General features: G+C 59.5%; 20 protein-coding genes. 9 read left to right on the top strand and 11 right to left on the bottom strand.

Annotated features, from left to right (window positions below; translation table 11 throughout):
* Positions 1-4 precede the first annotated feature (4 nt).
* The 4 genes from spoT to V8N38_RS25080 form a co-directional block, all read right to left on the bottom strand.
* Entirely contained in the window at positions 5-2,116 is a 2,112-nt protein-coding gene (gene spoT, locus V8N38_RS25095) for a bifunctional GTP diphosphokinase/guanosine-3',5'-bis pyrophosphate 3'-pyrophosphohydrolase (protein WP_019452189.1), read from the bottom strand.
* A gap of 18 nt (positions 2,117-2,134) precedes the next feature.
* Entirely contained in the window at positions 2,135-2,410 is a 276-nt protein-coding gene (gene rpoZ, locus V8N38_RS25090) for a DNA-directed RNA polymerase subunit omega (protein ID WP_004931221.1), read from the bottom strand.
* 54 nt (positions 2,411-2,464) lie between these two features.
* Positions 2,465-3,088, bottom strand: coding sequence for a guanylate kinase (gene gmk, locus V8N38_RS25085; RefSeq protein WP_004931218.1), 624 nt, complete (start codon positions 3,086-3,088; stop codon positions 2,465-2,467).
* Positions 3,089-3,293: 205 nt separating this feature from the next.
* On the bottom strand, positions 3,294-4,817 hold the full coding sequence (locus V8N38_RS25080) for an MFS transporter (protein WP_147840654.1): 1,524 nt from the start codon (positions 4,815-4,817) through the stop codon (positions 3,294-3,296).
* A gap of 115 nt (positions 4,818-4,932) precedes the next feature.
* On the opposite strand from V8N38_RS25080, the gene V8N38_RS25075 reads away from it, so the two are divergent.
* Positions 4,933-5,829, top strand: coding sequence for a LysR family transcriptional regulator (locus V8N38_RS25075; protein WP_147840655.1), 897 nt, complete (start codon positions 4,933-4,935; stop codon positions 5,827-5,829).
* Here the strand turns inward: V8N38_RS25075 and V8N38_RS25070 are convergent.
* The gene (locus tag V8N38_RS25070; RefSeq protein WP_025304704.1) at positions 5,823-6,440 is read right to left on the bottom strand and encodes a trimeric intracellular cation channel family protein; all 618 of its coding nucleotides are present in this window, start codon (positions 6,438-6,440) and stop codon (positions 5,823-5,825) included. The two genes, V8N38_RS25075 and V8N38_RS25070, sit on opposite strands and share 7 nt — an antisense overlap.
* A gap of 253 nt (positions 6,441-6,693) precedes the next feature.
* Here V8N38_RS25070 and V8N38_RS25065 point away from each other — a divergent pair, with 253 nt between their 5' ends.
* Positions 6,694-7,128, top strand: a complete 435-nt coding sequence (locus tag V8N38_RS25065) for a DUF3574 domain-containing protein (RefSeq protein ID WP_055317175.1) — start codon at positions 6,694-6,696, stop codon at positions 7,126-7,128.
* 34 nt (positions 7,129-7,162) lie between these two features.
* Here the strand turns inward: V8N38_RS25065 and V8N38_RS25060 are convergent, their stop codons facing one another.
* The gene (locus tag V8N38_RS25060) at positions 7,163-8,347 is read right to left on the bottom strand and encodes a NupC/NupG family nucleoside CNT transporter (RefSeq protein WP_004931212.1); all 1,185 of its coding nucleotides are present in this window, start codon (positions 8,345-8,347) and stop codon (positions 7,163-7,165) included.
* A 349-nt stretch (positions 8,348-8,696) separates the two neighbouring features.
* Here V8N38_RS25060 and V8N38_RS25055 point away from each other — a divergent pair, with 349 nt between their 5' ends.
* On the top strand, positions 8,697-9,086 hold the full coding sequence (locus V8N38_RS25055; protein WP_147840656.1) for a hypothetical protein: 390 nt from the start codon (positions 8,697-8,699) through the stop codon (positions 9,084-9,086).
* 55 nt (positions 9,087-9,141) lie between these two features.
* Here V8N38_RS25055 and V8N38_RS25050 read toward each other — a convergent pair whose 3' ends face one another.
* Positions 9,142-10,005 (bottom strand): YicC/YloC family endoribonuclease, encoded by an 864-nt coding sequence (locus V8N38_RS25050; protein ID WP_015379441.1) that lies wholly within the window; start codon positions 10,003-10,005, stop codon positions 9,142-9,144.
* Between the two features lie 126 nt (positions 10,006-10,131).
* Here V8N38_RS25050 and rph point away from each other — a divergent pair, with 126 nt between their 5' ends.
* Positions 10,132-10,848: a ribonuclease PH gene (gene rph, locus V8N38_RS25045; RefSeq protein ID WP_025160305.1), complete on the top strand. Its 717-nt coding sequence runs from the start codon at positions 10,132-10,134 to the stop codon at positions 10,846-10,848.
* 96 nt (positions 10,849-10,944) lie between these two features.
* A complete protein-coding gene (pyrE, locus tag V8N38_RS25040) occupies positions 10,945-11,586 on the top strand; it encodes an orotate phosphoribosyltransferase (protein WP_004931204.1) in 642 nt (213 codons plus the stop codon).
* A 31-nt stretch (positions 11,587-11,617) separates the two neighbouring features.
* Here the strand turns inward: pyrE and slmA are convergent, their stop codons facing one another.
* From slmA to coaBC, 3 genes are all read right to left on the bottom strand, one after another.
* Positions 11,618-12,214 carry a nucleoid occlusion factor SlmA gene (gene slmA, locus V8N38_RS25035; RefSeq protein ID WP_004931203.1) on the bottom strand — a complete coding sequence of 199 codons (597 nt, stop codon included), beginning with the start codon at positions 12,212-12,214 and terminating at the stop codon, positions 11,618-11,620.
* Between the two features lie 251 nt (positions 12,215-12,465).
* Complete coding sequence (gene dut, locus V8N38_RS25030) at positions 12,466-12,924, bottom strand: dUTP diphosphatase (protein WP_016929680.1); 459 nt, start codon at positions 12,922-12,924, stop codon at positions 12,466-12,468.
* On the bottom strand, positions 12,902-14,119 hold the full coding sequence (gene coaBC / locus V8N38_RS25025) for a bifunctional phosphopantothenoylcysteine decarboxylase/phosphopantothenate--cysteine ligase CoaBC (RefSeq protein ID WP_049201884.1): 1,218 nt from the start codon (positions 14,117-14,119) through the stop codon (positions 12,902-12,904). The genes dut and coaBC overlap by 23 nt, the downstream gene beginning before the upstream one ends.
* Before the next feature lie 183 nt (positions 14,120-14,302).
* Between coaBC and radC the strand changes: the two genes are divergently transcribed.
* From radC to mutM, 4 genes are all read left to right on the top strand, one after another.
* Positions 14,303-14,986 carry a RadC family protein gene (gene radC / locus V8N38_RS25020; RefSeq protein WP_025304698.1) on the top strand — a complete coding sequence of 228 codons (684 nt, stop codon included), beginning with the start codon at positions 14,303-14,305 and terminating at the stop codon, positions 14,984-14,986.
* 262 nt (positions 14,987-15,248) lie between these two features.
* Positions 15,249-15,485, top strand: coding sequence for a 50S ribosomal protein L28 (gene rpmB / locus V8N38_RS25015; RefSeq protein ID WP_004931195.1), 237 nt, complete (start codon positions 15,249-15,251; stop codon positions 15,483-15,485).
* 11 nt (positions 15,486-15,496) lie between these two features.
* Complete coding sequence (rpmG, locus tag V8N38_RS25010; RefSeq protein ID WP_002442576.1) at positions 15,497-15,664, top strand: 50S ribosomal protein L33; 168 nt, start codon at positions 15,497-15,499, stop codon at positions 15,662-15,664.
* An 81-nt stretch (positions 15,665-15,745) separates the two neighbouring features.
* Positions 15,746-16,561 carry a bifunctional DNA-formamidopyrimidine glycosylase/DNA-(apurinic or apyrimidinic site) lyase gene (gene mutM / locus V8N38_RS25005; protein WP_004931185.1) on the top strand — a complete coding sequence of 272 codons (816 nt, stop codon included), beginning with the start codon at positions 15,746-15,748 and terminating at the stop codon, positions 16,559-16,561.
* A 3-nt stretch (positions 16,562-16,564) separates the two neighbouring features.
* Here mutM and coaD read toward each other — a convergent pair whose 3' ends face one another.
* A complete protein-coding gene (gene coaD, locus V8N38_RS25000) occupies positions 16,565-17,050 on the bottom strand; it encodes a pantetheine-phosphate adenylyltransferase (protein WP_004931181.1) in 486 nt (161 codons plus the stop codon).
* Between the last annotated feature and the right edge of the window lie 3 nt (positions 17,051-17,053).

Here is a 17,053-nt window from a genome sequence, read left to right as displayed (position 1 = left end):
AGCGCTAGTTTCGGTTGCGGTTAACTTTGATCACATCCGGCATGATACGGATTTTACGCATAATGTTTGCCAAATGGATGCGATCGCGGGTGGTCAAGCGGATAAAGGCGCTATAAACCCGACCGTCTTTCTCTTCGGTGTTCAGGCTCTGAATATTGGACTCGGCTGCGTTGATCGCCGCCGTCAGGTTGGCCAGCGCGCCCTGGTGGTTGAACATGTCCACCTTGATCTCGGCGATGAACTCCTGCTCGGTCTCTTTATCCCACTCGACCGCCATGAACTTCTCAGGCTCTTTCTGATAGCCGCGAATATTGCGGCAGGATTCATGGTGGATCACCAGCCCTTTGCCCGGGCTGACGTGAGCGATAATCGGGTCGCCCGGAATCGGACGGCAGCACTTGGCGAAGGTGATCAACACCCCGTCGGCGCCCTTGATGGCCAGGTTACGCACGCCGGAGGAAGCGCCCAGGCTGGACTGATCGCCCTGCAGGTTCTTCGCCACCACCACGCTCATGGCGTTGCCGAGGCCGATTTCCGCCAGCAGATCGTCCAGCGTCGCCAGCTTCATGCGGTCCAGCTCGTGCTGAATGTTTTCCTGCGGGATTTCGGCCAGCTTGCGGCTGCCACCCAACGCGTGGTTGAGCAGACGGCGGCCGAGGCCGACGGAGTCGTCGCGCTTGAGATTCTTCAGCATCTGGCGAATTTTGGCGCGCGCTTTCGAGCTGACTACGAAGTTCAGCCAGGCGGCGTTGGGCCGTGCGCCCGGTGCGGTGATGATCTCGACGGTCTGGCCGCTGGTCAGCGACTGCGACAGCGGGTATGGCTGACGATCGACGCGCGCGCCGACGCAGGCATGGCCGATATCGGTATGCACCGCATAGGCGAAATCGACCGGCGTGGCGCCGGCGGGCAGCTCGACGATGCGGCCTTCCGGGGTGAAAACGTAAATCTCATCCGGGAACAGATCGGATTTGACGCTCTCGATAAATTCAAACGAACTGCCGGCGCTTTGCTGCAGCTCCAGCAGGCTTTGCATCCAGCGCTGGGCGCGGATCTGCGCCGTGGTGCCGGTTTCGCCCTGTTCTCTTTCCTTGTAAGCCCAGTGCGCGGCCACCCCCATCTCAGCCATCTGATCCATGTCTTCGGTGCGGATCTGCACTTCGACCGGCACGCCGTGCGGGCCGATCAGCGAGGTATGCAGCGATTGATAGCCGTTGGCCTTGGGAATGGCGATGTAATCTTTCACTCGCCCCGGGCGCGGTTTGTACAGGCTGTGCACCTGGCCGAGCACGCGGTAGCAGGTATCGACCTCTTTCACGATCACCCGGAACGCGTAGATATCCATGATGGAATGGAAACGCTGTTCTTTGAGGTGCATCTTGAGGTAGATGGAGTAGAGGTGTTTTTCCCGCCCGCTGACGCGGCAGGCGATGCCGGCTTCGGTCAGCCGCCCTTCGATCTCGGAGAGGATTTTTTGAATCATCTCTTTGCGGTTGCCGCGCGCGGCTTTCACCACTTCCTTGATCACGCGATAGCGGTTCGGGTACAGCGCCTCGAAGCCCAGCTCTTCCAGCTCGGTCTTCAGGTGATGAATACCCAGACGGTGGGCGAGCGGGCTGTAGATTTCCAGGGTTTCACGCGCGATGCGCCGGCGTTTGTCGGGGCGCAGCGAACCGAGGGTGCGCATGTTGTGCGTACGGTCGGCCAGCTTGATCAGCACGACGCGGATATCCTGCACCATCGCCATGATCATCTTGCGGAAGTTTTCCGCCTGCGCTTCTTTCTTGTCCTGGAACTTCAGCTTGTCGAGCTTGGAGACGCCCTCAACCAGTTCGGCGACGCTCTTGCCGAACAGCTGTTCCATATCTTGATAGGTGGCTGGGGTGTCTTCGATGACGTCGTGCAGCAATGCCGCCATCAGCGTCTCGTGATCGAGACGCATTTCCGCCAGGATGCAGGCCACGGCGACCGGGTGAGTAATGTAAGGCTCACCGCTGGAGCGTGTCTGGCCCTCGTGCGCGTCGCGCGCGACGAGGTATGCCTGTTTGAGGCGCTTAATCTGCTCCTCGGGCAGGTAACGTTGAATCAGCAGATTCAGGCTTTCAAACAGGTACAAGGCGGACTCGCAGTCTAATTAACGACGACCTTCAGCAATCGCGGTAACCGCTTGAATCTCTGCGGCTTCCTGCTCTTGCTGTTCCTGGCGCTCACGCACGTCGAGGATCTGGCTGGTGATCAGGCCTTCTTCGATTTCGCGCAGGGCGATAACGGTGTACTTGTCGTTCTCTTCCGGAACCAGTGCATCTTTGCCGCCGGTCTGGATCTGACGCGCCCGACGAGCAGCGACCAACACCAGGTCAAAACGGTTACCAATTTTCTCTACAGCGTCTTGAACAGTTACGCGTGCCATATTTGTGCTACTCCACAGGTGACGAAAAGACTGGGCATGATACTGAAACTGCCTTCAGTCTGCCAATAGTTTGCTGATTAAAGCGTCATGCCGCAGCAACTGGCGGCCCAAACGCAGGCGTTCGGCGCGAATGATGGTCTTCAGATCGGACAGCGCCAGATCGAAATCATCGTTCACAATCAGGTAATCGTACTCCGCATAATGCGTCATTTCCGCCACGGCCTGAGCCATGCGCTTGGCGATCACCTCTTCGGAATCCTGCCCGCGCCCGCGCAGGCGGCGGCCCAGTTCTTCCTTCGACGGCGGCAGAATGAAGATGCTGCGCGCCTGCGGCATTTTGGCGCGGATTTGCTGCGCGCCCTGCCAGTCGATATCCAGAAACACGTCTACGCCGGTCGCCAACACTTGTTCGATGGCGGCGCGCGAGGTGCCGTAATAGTTGCCGAACACTTCGGCGTGCTCAAGAAACGCGTCCTGCTCGATCATCCGGCGGAATTCGTCTTTCGAGACGAAGAAATAGTGTTCGCCGTGATTTTCACCCGGGCGGCTGTCGCGCGTGGTGTGCGAAACCGAAACCTGCGTGTCGTACAGCGGTTGCGTCTTTAACAAAGCCTGAATCAGACTTGATTTACCTGCGCCACTGGGAGCAGAGACAATATAAAGCGTGCCTTGAGCCATGATGATGTTCGTTGATAACGGTTGATATGCCAATAACAGCGGATGTGTATTTTCTCCGCACAGTATACACGGCTAACGCGCCGGGTGCAGCGTTAGCTCGCATTTTGCCCGCCGCTTTGCGCGGAAAAAGCGGCGAATGAGCGAATTTGCGCGTCGAAGGGCAACATTTCAGCTGTTTTGGCCTCGGCGGCGAGGCCATGTCAGATTACGGCGCGTCGGTAATGCGTGGGGCGGACGAAGGGGTTTCCCGTGCGGGGGGGCGGAGAAAGAGAAAGATAATGACGGCGGACGCCAGCGTCGTCAGGGCGAGTAAGTACAGCAGATTCTGGAAAGCCAGTTCGTAGGCGTGCTTCAGCCGTGCGGCGTCCGCATTGAGCAGGGCGGTCGCCCGCGGCATATCCCCCATGGCCAGGGCGTGCGCGCCGGCGGCGTTTGCGGTTGGGGGAGCGAGATGGCGCCCAACCAACAAGGTCAACAGGGCACCGACGATCGCCAATGCAATGCCTTCCCCCGCGACGCGAACGGTGCTGAAAATGCCGGTCGCCATGCCCGCTCGCTCTCGTGGCACGACGCTGACGGCTAAACCGTCCATCAATCCCCAGGGCAAGCTGATGCCGCAACCGATGGTCAGCATCGGCAGCAGTAACCGCGCGAGCGATTGCCCCGGCGCATAGTGCGCCAGCCATGCCAGCCCGGCGGCGCAAATCAACAAGCCGAGGCTGGAAACGGCGCCGGCGGAAAAGCGGTGAGCGAATACCCCGGTCAGCAGCGGCAGCGCCAGCATTGGCGCGGACAACGTCAGCATCATCATGCCGGTTTCCACGGTGCCGTAACCCTCGATACCGATAAATCGGAGGGGAAGCAGCACCAGCAACACCACGTATGAATAGGCCGGCGCTGCCGCCAACAGCTGTACGCCGACAAAGCGCGGGTAGCGAAACAGCGACAGATCGAGCATCGGCCGAGCGGTGCGGCGTTCTATCAGGATAAAAGCCAGCATAAACAGCAGCGCGCCGGTCAGCGGCCTAATGACTTGCGCGCTGCTCCAGCCGCTGTCGGGCGCCAGCAGCACGGCGTAAGTCAACAGCGACAGCGCCAGCGTAAAGACGATGGCGCCGGGCCAATCGAGGCGAGAGGCGGCGGGATCGCGCGATTCGGGCATATCGCGCTGGCCGCTGAACAACGCAATGGCGCTGAGCAGCGCCAGGCAGAGAAAAAGCGCGCGCCAGCCGAAGAGCTGCGTCAGCGTGCCGGCCAGCAGCGGCCCGAATGCCAGCCCGATGCCGAACGTGGTACCCAGCAGGCTGAAGGCCTTGCTTCTCTCCGGTCCGTTAAATACCTGGGCCAGGCTTGCGGTTCCGCCGGCCAGTGCGGCCGCGGCGGAGATGCCTTGCAGCGCGCGTATCGCGTCGAAGGACATAATGTCTTGCGCCGCGCTCATGAGCAGAGCGCTGAGCGCGAGCGCCGCCAATCCACAGATAAACACACGCTTGCGGCCAAAACGATCGGCGAGCGCTCCGGCGAGCATCAGGCTGCAGCCGAAGGTCAGCATAAACGCGTTGGTGACCCAACTGAGCGCGACCAGTCCGCCGCCCAAATCTTTGGCGATTGCGGTGAGCGCGACTGCGGGGCCGGTAAAGCTCAGCGGCATGATCAGGCCCGCGAGACACACGGAAAAGAGTATGAGCCAGCGCTGCGGGGGCGCATTCCGGGATGGATGAGCGTTCATGGGCGATTCCTGATGCGGTGGTTTCGATGGGTATGGATGATAAATAAGACTGAATAGGTTAAAAATAAGGCTGAATTCCACACTTTCAGGACAAAAACGCTCTAATGGGGGCCATATGGAAAGTTTGAGCGGGCTGCTGGCGTTTGTTCGCGCTGCCGAATCGTGCAGCTTTGTCGCTGCTGGGGAGCGATTGGGGGTGTCGGCCTCGGCGGTGGGTAAAAGCGTGGCGCGGCTGGAGGCGTCGTTGGGCGTTAGGCTGTTCAACCGCAGCACCCGGCGCATCAATTTGACGGAGGAAGGGGCGCTATTTTACGAACGCTGCCGGCGTATTGTTAGTGACATCGAGAACGCTGAAGCCGAGATGGTACGTATTTCAGAGGCGCCGCGCGGCAAGCTGCGCGTCAGCATGCCCGCCATCGGTTACCGCATGCTGGTGCCGCTGTTGGCTGATTTTACCGCGCGTTATCCTGAGATTGAGTTGGATGTGGACTTCAACGATCGCATCGCGGATCTGATCGCCGAGGGCGTTGATGTGGCGGTTCGCGGCGGCGAGCTGGCTGATTCCCGCCTGATGGCGCGGCGTCTTGGACCGTTTCGACAGGTTTTAGTCGGCGCGCCGGACTACTTCCGCCGGCGCGGAACGCCGTTGAAACCGGCGGATCTGCTCGAGCATGCTTGTTTGCGTTATCGCTTCCCGGGCGGGCAGCAGTTGCAGGCGTGGCGGCTGAGCGCCGACGATGAGGCGTTGTCGTTAAGGTTGCCGGTGACGATGAGTTTCAGCAGTGTTGAGGCGCTAATCCATGCGGCGCAGCAGGGATTGGGCATCGCCTACCTGCCGGATTTCACTTTGAGCCAGGCCCTGCGCAGCGGGCAGCTGACGGCGGTGCTGCAAGACAGCACGCCCGAGCGCGGCGCGTTTTCTGCCGTGTGGCCCTCTAACCGGCACATGTTGCCGAAAGTCCGGGTGTTCGTGGATTATCTGGCGCGGTACATGCTGCCGGACGATCAGTGATCCGGATGCTGGTAGTTGAACACCGGCAGGCCGAGGCGGAAGCGCAGGGCGATCAGGCGCGCGCTCAGGCCGGCGACCAGCGTGAGGATCACCACCAGATTGTGCGGCAGGCTGAGGTGCTGCAGGCCGATATACAGCCAGGCGGCGCTGAAGGAGATGCCGGCATAGATCTCTTTCTGGAAAACCAGCGGGATACGGTTGCAGAACATGTCGCGCAGCACCCCGCCGAAGACGCCGGTGATCACTGCGGCGATGGCGGCGATAATCGCACTGTGCCCCATATCCAGCGCCACCTGCGCGCCGATGATGGAGAAGACGATCAGGCCGACGGCGTCGAGCACCAGGAACAGGCGGCGCAGATGGCGCATCAGGGGGGCCACCCAGGTGGTGACGATCGCCGCTATCGCGACGATGACGATGTATTCCGGGTGTTTGACCCAGCCCAATGGAAAATGCCCGAGCAGCATATCGCGCACCGACCCGCCGCCGATCGCCGTGACCGAAGCGATGATGATCACGCCGAACATGTCCATTTGGCGGCGGCCGGCCGCCAGCGCGCCGGTCATGGCTTCGGCGGTGATGCCGATGATATAAAGGATGCTCAGTAACATAAGGGATTCACAGCGTACTTGCGTCAGAATGATGGCCGGCAGGGTAATCGCCGCCGATGGCGCGCGCCACTGAGTTTTTTTCACTGATGGTGTTTCGGATTAATTTAGCTAATCCAAAATCCGTTTTTATTGCCGATAACCAGCCTTTTTTAACATCTGGCTGTTGATAAAAGCATTAGAAATTTCGCGCTGGTTTCCATCGCTGACTATGCTTTTTGCAGCTAATCCTTCAACCGAGAAACCGAGACTGCAGATGAAAAACTCCCCGAAACTGGCCGCCGGCGCCGTGGTGGCCGCCCTGCTGCTGAGCGGCTGCGTGGCGCCAGGCCATCAGGCTGTGTCACCCGCTCCGGCTTGCCACACCGGCGATCCGATGATGCAAACAACGCTCTACTTCGGCCTGAATCGCCCGGCGGGGCCGGCGATCACCGCCGCCGAGTGGCAAACCTTCGTCGACAGCCAGGTGACGCCGCGTTTTAAAGACGGGCTGACGGTCTTTGATGCCAAAGGGCAGTGGCTGGGCCACGACGGCAAGCTGGCGCGCGAGAACAGCAAGGCGCTGCTGTTGATCCATGCGCCGGGCAAAGAGAGCGAGGCGAATATCGAGGCGCTGCGCAGCGGCTATAAGCAGCAGTTTGCGCAGGATTCGGTGATGCGGGTGGATGCGCCGGTGTGCGTGGCGTTTTAAAGCGAACTCCCGGCCATGCGGCCGGGAGTGGGGATTACAGCACCAGGCCGGCGATGGCCGCTGACAGCAGGCTCACCAGCGTCGAGCCATAAACCAGCTTCAGGCCAAAACGGGAAACTACGTTGCCTTGCTGCTCGTTCAGCCCCTTGATGGCGCCGGCGACGATGCCGATGGAGGCGAAGTTGGCGAACGACACCAGGAACACCGACAGAATACCTAGCCCGCGCGGCGACAGCTCCGCCGCGATTTTCTTCAGCTCAATCATCGCCACGAATTCGTTGGCCACCAGCTTGGTCGCCATGATGCTGCCCGCCTTCAGGGCCTCCTCCGCCGGGATGCCGATCAGCCAGGCCAGCGGATAGAACACATAGCCGAGGATCTGCTGGAAGCTGATGCCGAGCACCGCGGAGAACAGCGCATTGACGGCGGAGATCAGCGCGATAAAGCCGATCAGCATCGCCGCGATGATCATCGCAATCTTGAAGCCGGCCAGAATGTACTCGCCCAACATTTCGAAGAAGCTCTGATCTTCATGCAGTTTGTTCAGCTTCAGCTCCGGCTCGTCTTCGACCTGATACGGGTTGATGATCGACAGAATGATGAAGGTGCTGAACATATTAAGGATCAATGCCGCCACCACATACTGCGCGTCGATCATCGACATGTAGGCGCCGACGATGGAGAGCGATACCGTCGACATGGCGGTCGCGGCCATGGTGTACATGCGGCGCGGCGAGATATCGCCGATGATGCCTTTATAGGCGATGAAGTTCTCCGACTGCCCCAGCACCAGCGTGCTGACGGCGTTGAACGACTCCAGCTTGCCCATGCCGTTGACCTTGGATAGCAGGGTGCCGACCAGGCGGATGATCAGCGGCAGGATACGGAAATGCTGCAAAATGCCGATCAGGGCGGAAATAAAGATGATAGGGCACAAAACGCCGAGGAAGATAAACGCCAGGCCATCCTTGCTCATGCCGCCGAACACGAACTCCGATCCTTGGGCGGCGTAGGCGAGCAGGGTGTCGAAGAAGCCGGCGACGTGTTTGATCACGCTGAGCCCGCTGGCGGAGTGCAGGAAGAAATAGGCCAGCGCGCCTTCGATCACCAGCAGCTGGATGATATAGCGCAGGCGGATTTTCTTGCGATTATTGCTGACCAGCAGCGCCAGGGCGATGATCACCACCAGAGCCATAATAAATTGCAGAATTTGTGGCATAAACGGTCCGTACGGTTCACGGGCAGAGAAAAAACACATTTAGCCACAGCATCGACGTCCTTTCATTACCTTGCGTGATAATTAGAACAAAATACTTATGGCATGCGGGATATCTTGCCAAATGTCATCCACACGTGCTGTCCGGCAGTTTTTCATAAGCTTCCCGGTGCAGGGGCCTGCCGGCTCGCAACCTGATGCAATCACTGTCACTCGCGTGCAAACGCCTGGAATCTGGCTCGCAACTGGTGCTTTTTCATGGCGTAAAGCGTGGTTTTCTCGAGGGAGGCAAAGAAAAATGTCTGAACAAGGCGCCACGACCGGCGCATCTTCTCGGATAAGGAGGCGAACAATGAATACCGGCACGTTGCTCAGGGCGCTGGCCAACGGGGTTAATCCCGACACCGGTGAGCTGTTGAGACCGGCTTCGGCGGCTTGCGCGCCGGAGGCTATCCGCCTGCTGTTCGCGTTGGCCAACGAGTTCGACGGTGAAGCCGAACTGCAGAAAAAAGCCCGGCTGACGCCGGAGGAGAAGCGGCAGAAGAATCTGGCCGAGGGGCGGCCGGCCAATGCCTACTTCCCTTGGCCGGAAGAGGAAAAGCTGAGGTTGCGCGAGAGCCATGCGGCCGGGGCGACGCTGGAAGCGCTGAGCGATGAGTTTGAACGCTCAACCTGGAGCATTGCGGTGCAGCTGCAGAAAATGGGGCTGATGGGCGAAGAGCCGGTGGCTGCCCATCGCTGATCTACAGCCATAAAAAAGCCCGCTTGGCGCGGGCTTGATGGCGTGCGGGGCCGGATCACTCGATGTTCTGAATCTGCTCGCGCATTTGCTCGATCAGCACTTTCAGCTCGATGGCGGAAGCGGTGACGTCGGCATTGATCGACTTGGAGGCCAGGGTGTTCGATTCGCGGTTGAACTCCTGCATCATGAAGTCGAGGCGGCGGCCGACGGCTTCTTTCTTCTTCAGGATGTTGTGCGTCTCTTTCACGTGCGCTTCCAGACGGTCCAGCTCTTCGGCGACGTCGATGCGCTGCGCCATCAGCACCAGCTCCTGCTCCAGGCGGGTGTTTTCCAGCTGTACCTGCGCCTCTTCCAGCTTGCTGACCAGGCGTTCGCGCTGCCATTGCAGGATGTTCGGCATCTGGGCGCGCACTTTGACCACTTCGGCGCTGACGCCGTCGAGGCGTTGTTCAATCAGCGTTTTCAGCGCGGCGCCTTCGCTTTCGCGTGCGACGATGAAGTCATCCAGCGCGCCGTCCAGCGCCTGCATCAGCTCGGCGCTGATGGCGTCCAGATCCTGCTCCTGCGCGGACATCACGCCCGGCCAGCGCAGCACGTCGATCGGGTTGATTTCCCCTTCGTCGCTCTGCATTTTCACCCAGTTGGCGGCTTCAACCAGCTGTTTGGCCAGTTTTTCGTTCAGGATCAGCGAGCTTTGCGCGCTTGGATCCAGTTCGAAACGCAGGTTGCATTCGACTTTGCCGCGGGTCAGGCGGCCACGGATACGTTCACGGATCACCGGCTCCAGGCTGCGGAATTGTTCCGGCAGGCGGATGTAGGTTTCTAAGTAGCGCTGGTTAACGGAACGCAGCTCCCAGGCTGCGCTGCCCCATTCACCCTTGATTTCACGCCGGGCGTAGGCGGTCATGCTGCGGATCATTGATGCGTACCCGTAATAGGAAAAGATGGGGCGATTATAGCGTCGCGGCTGCGGGCAGGATAGGCATTACGTCACGAAGCCCGTATAATGCGCAGCCAATAGTTGATTTGAAGCCGGAGAGAGCCCATGCGTCCTGCAGGCAGAGCACCACAGCAAGTTCGCCCCCTGACACTGACCCGTCACTATACCAAACACGCTGAAGGTTCAGTGCTGGTTGAGTTTGGCGATACCAAAGTCTTGTGCACCGCCACGGTAGAAGAGGGCGTTCCGCGCTTCCTGAAAGGCCAGGGGCAAGGTTGGATCACCGCCGAGTACGGTATGCTGCCGCGCTCCACCCACAGCCGCAATGCCCGTGAAGCCGCCAAAGGCAAGCAGGGTGGCCGCACGCTGGAGATCCAGCGCCTGATCGCGCGCTCGCTGCGCGCCGCGGTGGATCTGAAAAAGCTCGGTGAATTCACCATCACCCTCGACTGCGACGTACTGCAGGCCGACGGCGGTACCCGCACCGCCTCCATCTCCGGCGCCTGCGTGGCGCTGGCCGATGCGCTGAACACGCTGGTGGCCAACGGCAAGCTGAAAGCCAACCCGATGAAGGGCATGGTGGCGGCGGTTTCCGTCGGCATCGTCAATGGCGAAGCGCTGTGCGATCTGGAGTATGTGGAGGATTCCGCGGCGGAAACCGACATGAACGTAGTGATGATGGAAGATGGCCGCATGATTGAAGTGCAGGGTACCGCCGAAGGCGAGCCGTTCAGCCACGATGAGCTGTTGGCGCTATTGGCGCTGGCCCGAGGGGGCATCGAAACCATCTTCCAGGCGCAGAAAGCGGCGCTGGCGGACTGATTTTTTAAGGCGACTGAGAAGTCGCCTTTTTTATGCCCGACGATCGGGCGGCAGTAATGACAAGACCCAAGCAGATTCAGACGAGGAGAAGCAGTAATGAAAGCCTATCAGCGCCAGTTTATCGAGTTCGCGCTTAACAAGCAGGTATTGAAATTCGGCGAGTTCACCCTGAAGTCCGGCCGCACCAGCCCGTATTTCTTCAATGCCGGCCTGTTTAATACCGGGCGCGATCTTGCGCTGTTGGGGCGCTTCTACGCCGAAGCCCTGATGGACTCCGGCATCGATTTCGACCTGCTGTTTGGCCCGGCCTATAAAGGTATTCCTATTGCCACCACTACGGCGGTGGCGTTGGCGGAACACCATGAGCGCGACGTGCCTTACTGCTTTAACCGTAAGGAAGCCAAGACCCACGGCGAAGGCGGTTCGCTGGTAGGCAGCCCGCTGCAGGGGCGCGTGATGTTGGTAGACGATGTGATCACCGCCGGCACCGCGATCCGCGAGTCGATGGAAATCATCGGCGCCAGCGGCGCTTCGCTGGCGGGCGTGCTGATCTCCCTCGACCGTCAGGAACGCGGCCGCGCGGATATCTCCGCCATTCAGGAAGTGGAACGCGACTATCACTGCAAGGTGATTTCAATCGTGACGCTGAAGGACCTGATCGCCTATCTGGAAGAGAAACCGGAAATGGCGGACCACCTGGCGGCGGTGCGCGCTTACCGCGAGCAGTACGGGGTGTAAGTAAAAACGCCGGGCATGCCCGGCGTTATCTTTATTGCAGCTGGGCCGCCAACAGCGGCCAGCGGGCGTCAAATTCCTGCGTTGGGCGATAGCGGAATTCCGAACGCACATAGCGCGACAACATGCCTTCGCAGAAGGCCAGCAGCTGGCTCGCCAGCAGCGTTTCATCGACGATAAAGCCTTTGCCTTCGCGCAATTTACGCTCTTTCAACACCTGGCGCAGCTGCGCCTCGATGCGTTCGAACAGCTGGTTGATGCGGCCCTGCAGGCGATCCTGTTCAAACATCAGCGCGTGGCCGGTCATGATGCGCGTCAGCCCCGGGTTGCGTTCCGCAAAGCCCAGAATCAGCAGTAAAATCAGGCGCAGACGATTAAACGTCTCTTTCTCGTCCTGCAAGATCAGGTTGATGCGGGTGATCAGGCTGTCTTCGATAAACTCGATCAGGCTGTCGAACATCCGTGTCTTGCTGGGGAAATGCCGATACAGCGCAGCTTCAGAAACACCCACGTTCGCGGCGAGCTTGGCGGTGGTGATGCGTTGGCTGCCGTCGCTGGACTCCAGCATCTGGGCTAACGCCTGCAATATTTCCTCGCGCCGATTCCTTTTCGTCTTTTCTTTTTCTGCCATGTCTGATTAGACCCTTGCTAAAACTTAACTGACGGAAACCCGCGCACCGGCCGCTGCAGAGCAGGCTCTGTGCGGCTTATGTGATAGCTTTTTTACGATGCTGGGGTCAGCGGCCTTAACGGCCTTTTTCCGCGCTGCCTGGTGTGCGCTGCAATTGTCGCGGTAAAACCTTGCCGCAGAGACATCCTTCTCCCCGGAAAGGCAAGGTTCAGGCGACGTTTCCCTGCCGGCCATCGTGCATTGGGTGGCGCTTAGTGGCGCCCCGAGTGGCCGAAGCCGCCTTCGCCGCGCTCGCTGCTGTCGAACTCTTCCACCAGGTTGAATTCGGCCTGCACCACCGGCACGAAGACCATCTGAGCGATACGTTCGCCCGGCTCGATGGTGAAGTGTTTCTGGCCGCGGTTCCAAACGGACACCATCAGCTGGCCCTGATAATCGGAGTCGATCAGGCCGACCAGGTTGCCCAGCACGACGCCGTGCTTGTGGCCCAGGCCGGAGCGCGGCAGGATCACCGCCGCCAGGCCGGCGTCGGCGATGTGGATCGCGAGGCCGGTAGGCAACAGCGTGGTTTCACCCGGCGCCAGCTCCACCGCGCTGTCCAGGCAGGCGCGCAGGTCGAGACCGGCGGAGCCCGGCGTGGCGTAGGTCGGTAGCGGGAAATCCTGACCGATGCGCGGGTCGAGGATCTTAACGTCGATTTTTTTCATCATAACGGCTGACTATCTCGTCTATTAAACGTTGGCCAAGGAGTGCCTTGTCGCTCAGCGCCAGGCGCTTTTCTCCATCCTGCCAAAAAAGATGCAGGGCATTGGTGTCGCTGTTGAACCCGTGCTCTGCAAGCGATACATCGTTAGCGCAAATCAAATCCAGCTTCTTACGCGCCAGTTTTTGCCGCGCGTATTCTTCCACATTCTGGGTTTCGGCGGCAAACCCCACGACAAACGGTCGATTTTTGGTCATCGCCGCCACGCCGGCGACGATATCGGGGTTTTTTACCATCTTGAGGACGATTTCATCACCCTGTTTTTTTATTTTTTCATCGGCGATCTGCTCGGGGCGGTAGTCGGCCACGGCGGCGCAGGAGATGAAAATCTGCTGCTGCGCGGCGCGCTGTTGCACCGCCTGCTCCATCTCCAGCGCACTGGTGACGTCCACTCGGGTGACCGATGGCGGCGTCGGCAGGCTGACCGGTCCGGCGATCAGCGTCACCTGCGCGCCGCGGGCGGCGGCGGCGCGGGCAATGGCGAAGCCCATTTTGCCGGAGCTGTGATTGCTGATGAAACGTACCGGATCCAGCGCCTCACGCGTCGGGCCGGCGGTGATCATAACCTGTAAATGTTGCAGATCCTGCGGGGCGGAGAAATGCGCGTTCGCCAGGTCGACGATGTCCAGCGGATCCAGCATGCGGCCCGGGCCGACGTCGCCACAGGCCTGGCTGCCGCTGTCCGGCCCCCAGAGCAGCATGCCGCGCGCCTGCAGCGTTTGCAGGTTGGCCTGCGTGGCGGCGGCGCGATACATCTGCTGGTTCATGGCCGGGGCGGCGGCGATAGGGGCGTCGGTCGCCAGGCAGACGGTGGTCAACAGATCGTTGGCCATGCCGGCGGCGACGCGCGCCAGCAGATCGGCGGTCGCCGGCGCCAGAATCACCAGATCCGCCCACTTGCCGAGTTCGATGTGGCCCATGGCGGCTTCGGCGGCGGGATCCAACAGATCGTCGGACACCGGGTAACCGGAAACGGCCTGCAGCGTCAGTGGCGTAATGAACGCCTTGGCGGCGTGGGTCATCACCACGCGCACTTCTGCGCCCCTGTCGCGCAGGCGGCGCACCAGCTCTGGGCATTTGTAGGCGGCGATGCCGCCGCTGATGCCAAGTACAATATGTTTGCCGGAAAGTCCCGTCATCATCATTGTCCGATTGAAAGCCGAAAGATGCGCCATTTTAGCATATCCGCCGTTCAGGTGAGCGATTCCGCAATGACTGCAGGGCGTTACATTGTGCTTTGCGAAACACTTCGCAATGTTATCAAACACCTGTCGAACGCGCCGGGCAGCACATGGCATGCTGTAGCCCTTTCAGGGAGGAATACGATGAGCAACCCGATTGTGGCGTGCTGGCCGGGCGCGCTGGCGCCGCGTGAAAAGCTGTTGATGCAGGGGGCGGCGGCGCTGTCAGACGCAGAACTGTTGGCCATTTTTTTGCGTACCGGGCTGCCCGGCGTGCACGTGATGCAGCTGGCGGAGCAGCTGCTGCGCCGGTTCGGCTCGCTTTATCACCTGATGTCGGCCGATCATCAGGCTTTTTGCAGCCAAAAAGGCCTGGGGGACGCCAGCTATACGCAGCTGCAGGCGATTGCCGAGCTGGCGCTGCGCTTCTTTTCCAGCCATTTGTCGCAGGAAAACGCCATGCTCAATCCGCGCGTCACCCAGCATTATCTGCAAAGCCTGCTGGCGCATCGCGAGCGTGAGGTCTTTTTGGTATTGTTTTTAGACAATCAGCACCGGGTTATTCGCCATCAGGAGATGTTTGCTGGTACCATCAGCAGCGTCGTCGTCTACCCGAGAGAAATTGTGCGTGAAGCGTTGAAGGCTAATGCCGCCGCGCTGATTCTCGCGCATAATCACCCTTCGGGTAAGGCTGAACCCAGTCATGCCGACCGTTTGATAACGGAACAGGTGGTGAAAGCCTGTCAGTTATTGGAGATCCGAGTGCTTGATCATTTGGTGATCGGTCGGGGTGAATGCGTCTCTTTTGCCGAGCGCGGATGGCTTTAAGCGATTTTTTCGCGATCCTTGTGGGATCTTTAGCTGTTCGGGACTTGAGCACTTACGCTTCAGAGCGTATACTACGCCACCTTTGAGAATCTTGGGTTTGGCGCAAGAGCCTATCTCAGCAGGTTTCTGACCTGATGTGTGGTTTCTACCTGATGACGAGAGTCTCCTCAGTATGAAGTTTGCTGAGATGGGCTCTAAAAGCCTGACGAGGCGGCCATACCCTATACGAAGCTCGAGCTGATTTGATTTTTGGAGAATAGACATGTCCCGAGTCTGCCAAGTTACTGGCAAGCGCCCGGTGAGCGGTAACAACCGTTCCCACGCAATGAACGCGACCAAACGCCGTTTTCTGCCTAACCTGCACTCACACCGTTTTTGGGTTGAGGCTGAGAAGCGCTTTGTAACTCTGCGTGTATCTGCTAAAGGTATGCGTGTTATCGATAAGAAGGGTATTGAGACGGTTCTGGCCGATCTGCGTGCCCGTGGTGAGAAGTATTAAGGAACTGAATCATGGCTAAAGGTGTTCGCGAGAAGATCAAGCTGGTTTCTTCTGCTGGTACTGGTCACTTCTATACCACCACGAAGAACAAGCGTACTAAGCCGGAAAAATTGGAACTGAAGAAATTCGATCCAGTTGTCCGTCAGCACGTAGTATACAAAGAAGCTAAAATTAAATAATTTTAGTGGATTAATGAAAAACCCGGCCTTGGCCGGGTTTTTTGTTTTATAAAGGGTAGAAAACGTCGGAGGGGAAGCCAGATGCCTGAATTACCGGAAGTTGAGACGAGCAGACGCGGTATAGAGCCTTATCTTGTCGGCCACAGCATTCAGTATGCGGTGGTGCGCAACGCGCGCCTGCGCTGGCCGGTTTCCGAGCAGATCCTGACGCTGAGCGATCGGCCGGTGCTCAGCGTGCAGCGCCGGGCTAAATACCTGCTGATCGAGCTGGAGAACGGTTGGATTATCGTGCACCTGGGCATGTCGGGCAGCTTGCGCATGCTGCGCGAGGAAAACGAAGATGAAGCCGGCAAACACGACCACGTCGATCTGGTGATCAGCAACGGCATGATCCTGCGCTATACCGATCCGCGCCGTTTCGGCGCCTGGCTGTGGTGCGAAGATTTGGCGACCAGCAGCGTGTTGGCGCACCTGGGGCCGGAACCGCTGAGCGAAGCGTTCAACGGCGACTACTTGTATGAAAAATCACGCAATAAGCGCACGTTGATTAAACCGTGGCTGATGGATAACAAGCTGGTGGTCGGGGTCGGCAATATTTACGCCAGCGAATCGCTGTTCAGCGCCGGGATCTTGCCCGATCGTCCGGCGGGATCCTTGAGCAAAGCCGAAGCGGAACTGCTGGTGAAGACCATCAAGGCGGTGTTGCAGCGTTCTATCGAGCAGGGCGGCACGACATTGCGCGACTTTTTGCAGTCGGACGGCAAACCGGGGTATTTCGCACAGGAGCTGCAGGTTTACGGGCGGGCGGGAGAACCGTGCCGCGCGTGCGGCACGCCGATCGAATCCGCCAAGCACGGGCAGCGCAGCACCTTCTTTTGCCGTCGCTGCCAGCGCTGAGCATCACTCGGCGGCGAGCTTCGCCATCAGTGCCTGGGTGACCACGTCAGGCAGGAAAGGTGCGATATCGCCGCCGTGACGGGCGACCTCTTTCACCAGTGAGGAGGAGATGAACGACCACTCTTCGGAAGGCATCAGGAACACGCTTTCCAGCGTCGGCATCAAATGGCGGTTCATGTTCGCCAGCTGCAATTCGTATTCAAAGTCAGACACCGCACGCAGGCCGCGCACCAGGATATTGGCATTTTGGTGAGCGGCGAAGTGCGCCATCAGCTCGCTGAAGCCCAGCACTTCCACATTGTCCAGATGCGAGGTGACCTGCGTCGCCAACGCCACGCGTTCATCCAGGCTGAACAGCGGCTTTTTACTCGGGCTGGCGGCGATGGCCAGAATCACGTGATCGAACATCAGTGACGCGCGCGTCACTAAATCCAGGTGGCCGTTGGTCATGGGATCGAAGGTCCCGGGATAGATGGCTTTGCTGGTCATGAT

This window comes from Serratia nevei, assembly GCF_037948395.1.
In the GTDB taxonomy this organism is placed as follows: domain Bacteria; phylum Pseudomonadota; class Gammaproteobacteria; order Enterobacterales; family Enterobacteriaceae; genus Serratia; species Serratia nevei.
This window is presented reverse-complemented; position numbering and strand designations above follow the sequence as displayed.

Excerpts from the sequence above, each read along its gene's own strand:
- rpoZ (WP_004931221.1), bottom strand. The coding sequence starts at position 2,410 with ATGGCACGCGTAACTGTTCAAGACGCTGTAGAGAAAATTGGTAACCGT.
- coaD (WP_004931181.1), bottom strand. The coding sequence starts at position 17,050 with ATGACCAGCAAAGCCATCTATCCCGGGACCTTCGATCCCATGACCAAC.
- pyrE (WP_004931204.1), top strand. The coding sequence starts at position 10,945 with ATGAAAGCCTATCAGCGCCAGTTTATCGAGTTCGCGCTTAACAAGCAG.
- V8N38_RS25065 (WP_055317175.1), top strand. The coding sequence starts at position 6,694 with ATGAAAAACTCCCCGAAACTGGCCGCCGGCGCCGTGGTGGCCGCCCTG.
- mutM (WP_004931185.1), top strand. The coding sequence starts at position 15,746 with ATGCCTGAATTACCGGAAGTTGAGACGAGCAGACGCGGTATAGAGCCT.
- V8N38_RS25055 (WP_147840656.1), top strand. The coding sequence starts at position 8,697 with ATGAATACCGGCACGTTGCTCAGGGCGCTGGCCAACGGGGTTAATCCC.
- V8N38_RS25050 (WP_015379441.1), bottom strand. The coding sequence starts at position 10,005 with ATGATCCGCAGCATGACCGCCTACGCCCGGCGTGAAATCAAGGGTGAA.
- gmk (WP_004931218.1), bottom strand. The coding sequence starts at position 3,088 with ATGGCTCAAGGCACGCTTTATATTGTCTCTGCTCCCAGTGGCGCAGGT.
- slmA (WP_004931203.1), bottom strand. The coding sequence starts at position 12,214 with ATGGCAGAAAAAGAAAAGACGAAAAGGAATCGGCGCGAGGAAATATTG.
- coaBC (WP_049201884.1), bottom strand. The coding sequence starts at position 14,119 with ATGATGACGGGACTTTCCGGCAAACATATTGTACTTGGCATCAGCGGC.
- V8N38_RS25070 (WP_025304704.1), bottom strand. The coding sequence starts at position 6,440 with ATGTTACTGAGCATCCTTTATATCATCGGCATCACCGCCGAAGCCATG.
- radC (WP_025304698.1), top strand. The coding sequence starts at position 14,303 with ATGAGCAACCCGATTGTGGCGTGCTGGCCGGGCGCGCTGGCGCCGCGT.
- V8N38_RS25080 (WP_147840654.1), bottom strand. The coding sequence starts at position 4,817 with ATGAACGCTCATCCATCCCGGAATGCGCCCCCGCAGCGCTGGCTCATA.
- V8N38_RS25060 (WP_004931212.1), bottom strand. The coding sequence starts at position 8,347 with ATGCCACAAATTCTGCAATTTATTATGGCTCTGGTGGTGATCATCGCC.
- rph (WP_025160305.1), top strand. The coding sequence starts at position 10,132 with ATGCGTCCTGCAGGCAGAGCACCACAGCAAGTTCGCCCCCTGACACTG.
- dut (WP_016929680.1), bottom strand. The coding sequence starts at position 12,924 with ATGATGAAAAAAATCGACGTTAAGATCCTCGACCCGCGCATCGGTCAG.
- rpmG (WP_002442576.1), top strand. The coding sequence starts at position 15,497 with ATGGCTAAAGGTGTTCGCGAGAAGATCAAGCTGGTTTCTTCTGCTGGT.
- rpmB (WP_004931195.1), top strand. The coding sequence starts at position 15,249 with ATGTCCCGAGTCTGCCAAGTTACTGGCAAGCGCCCGGTGAGCGGTAAC.
- V8N38_RS25075 (WP_147840655.1), top strand. The coding sequence starts at position 4,933 with ATGGAAAGTTTGAGCGGGCTGCTGGCGTTTGTTCGCGCTGCCGAATCG.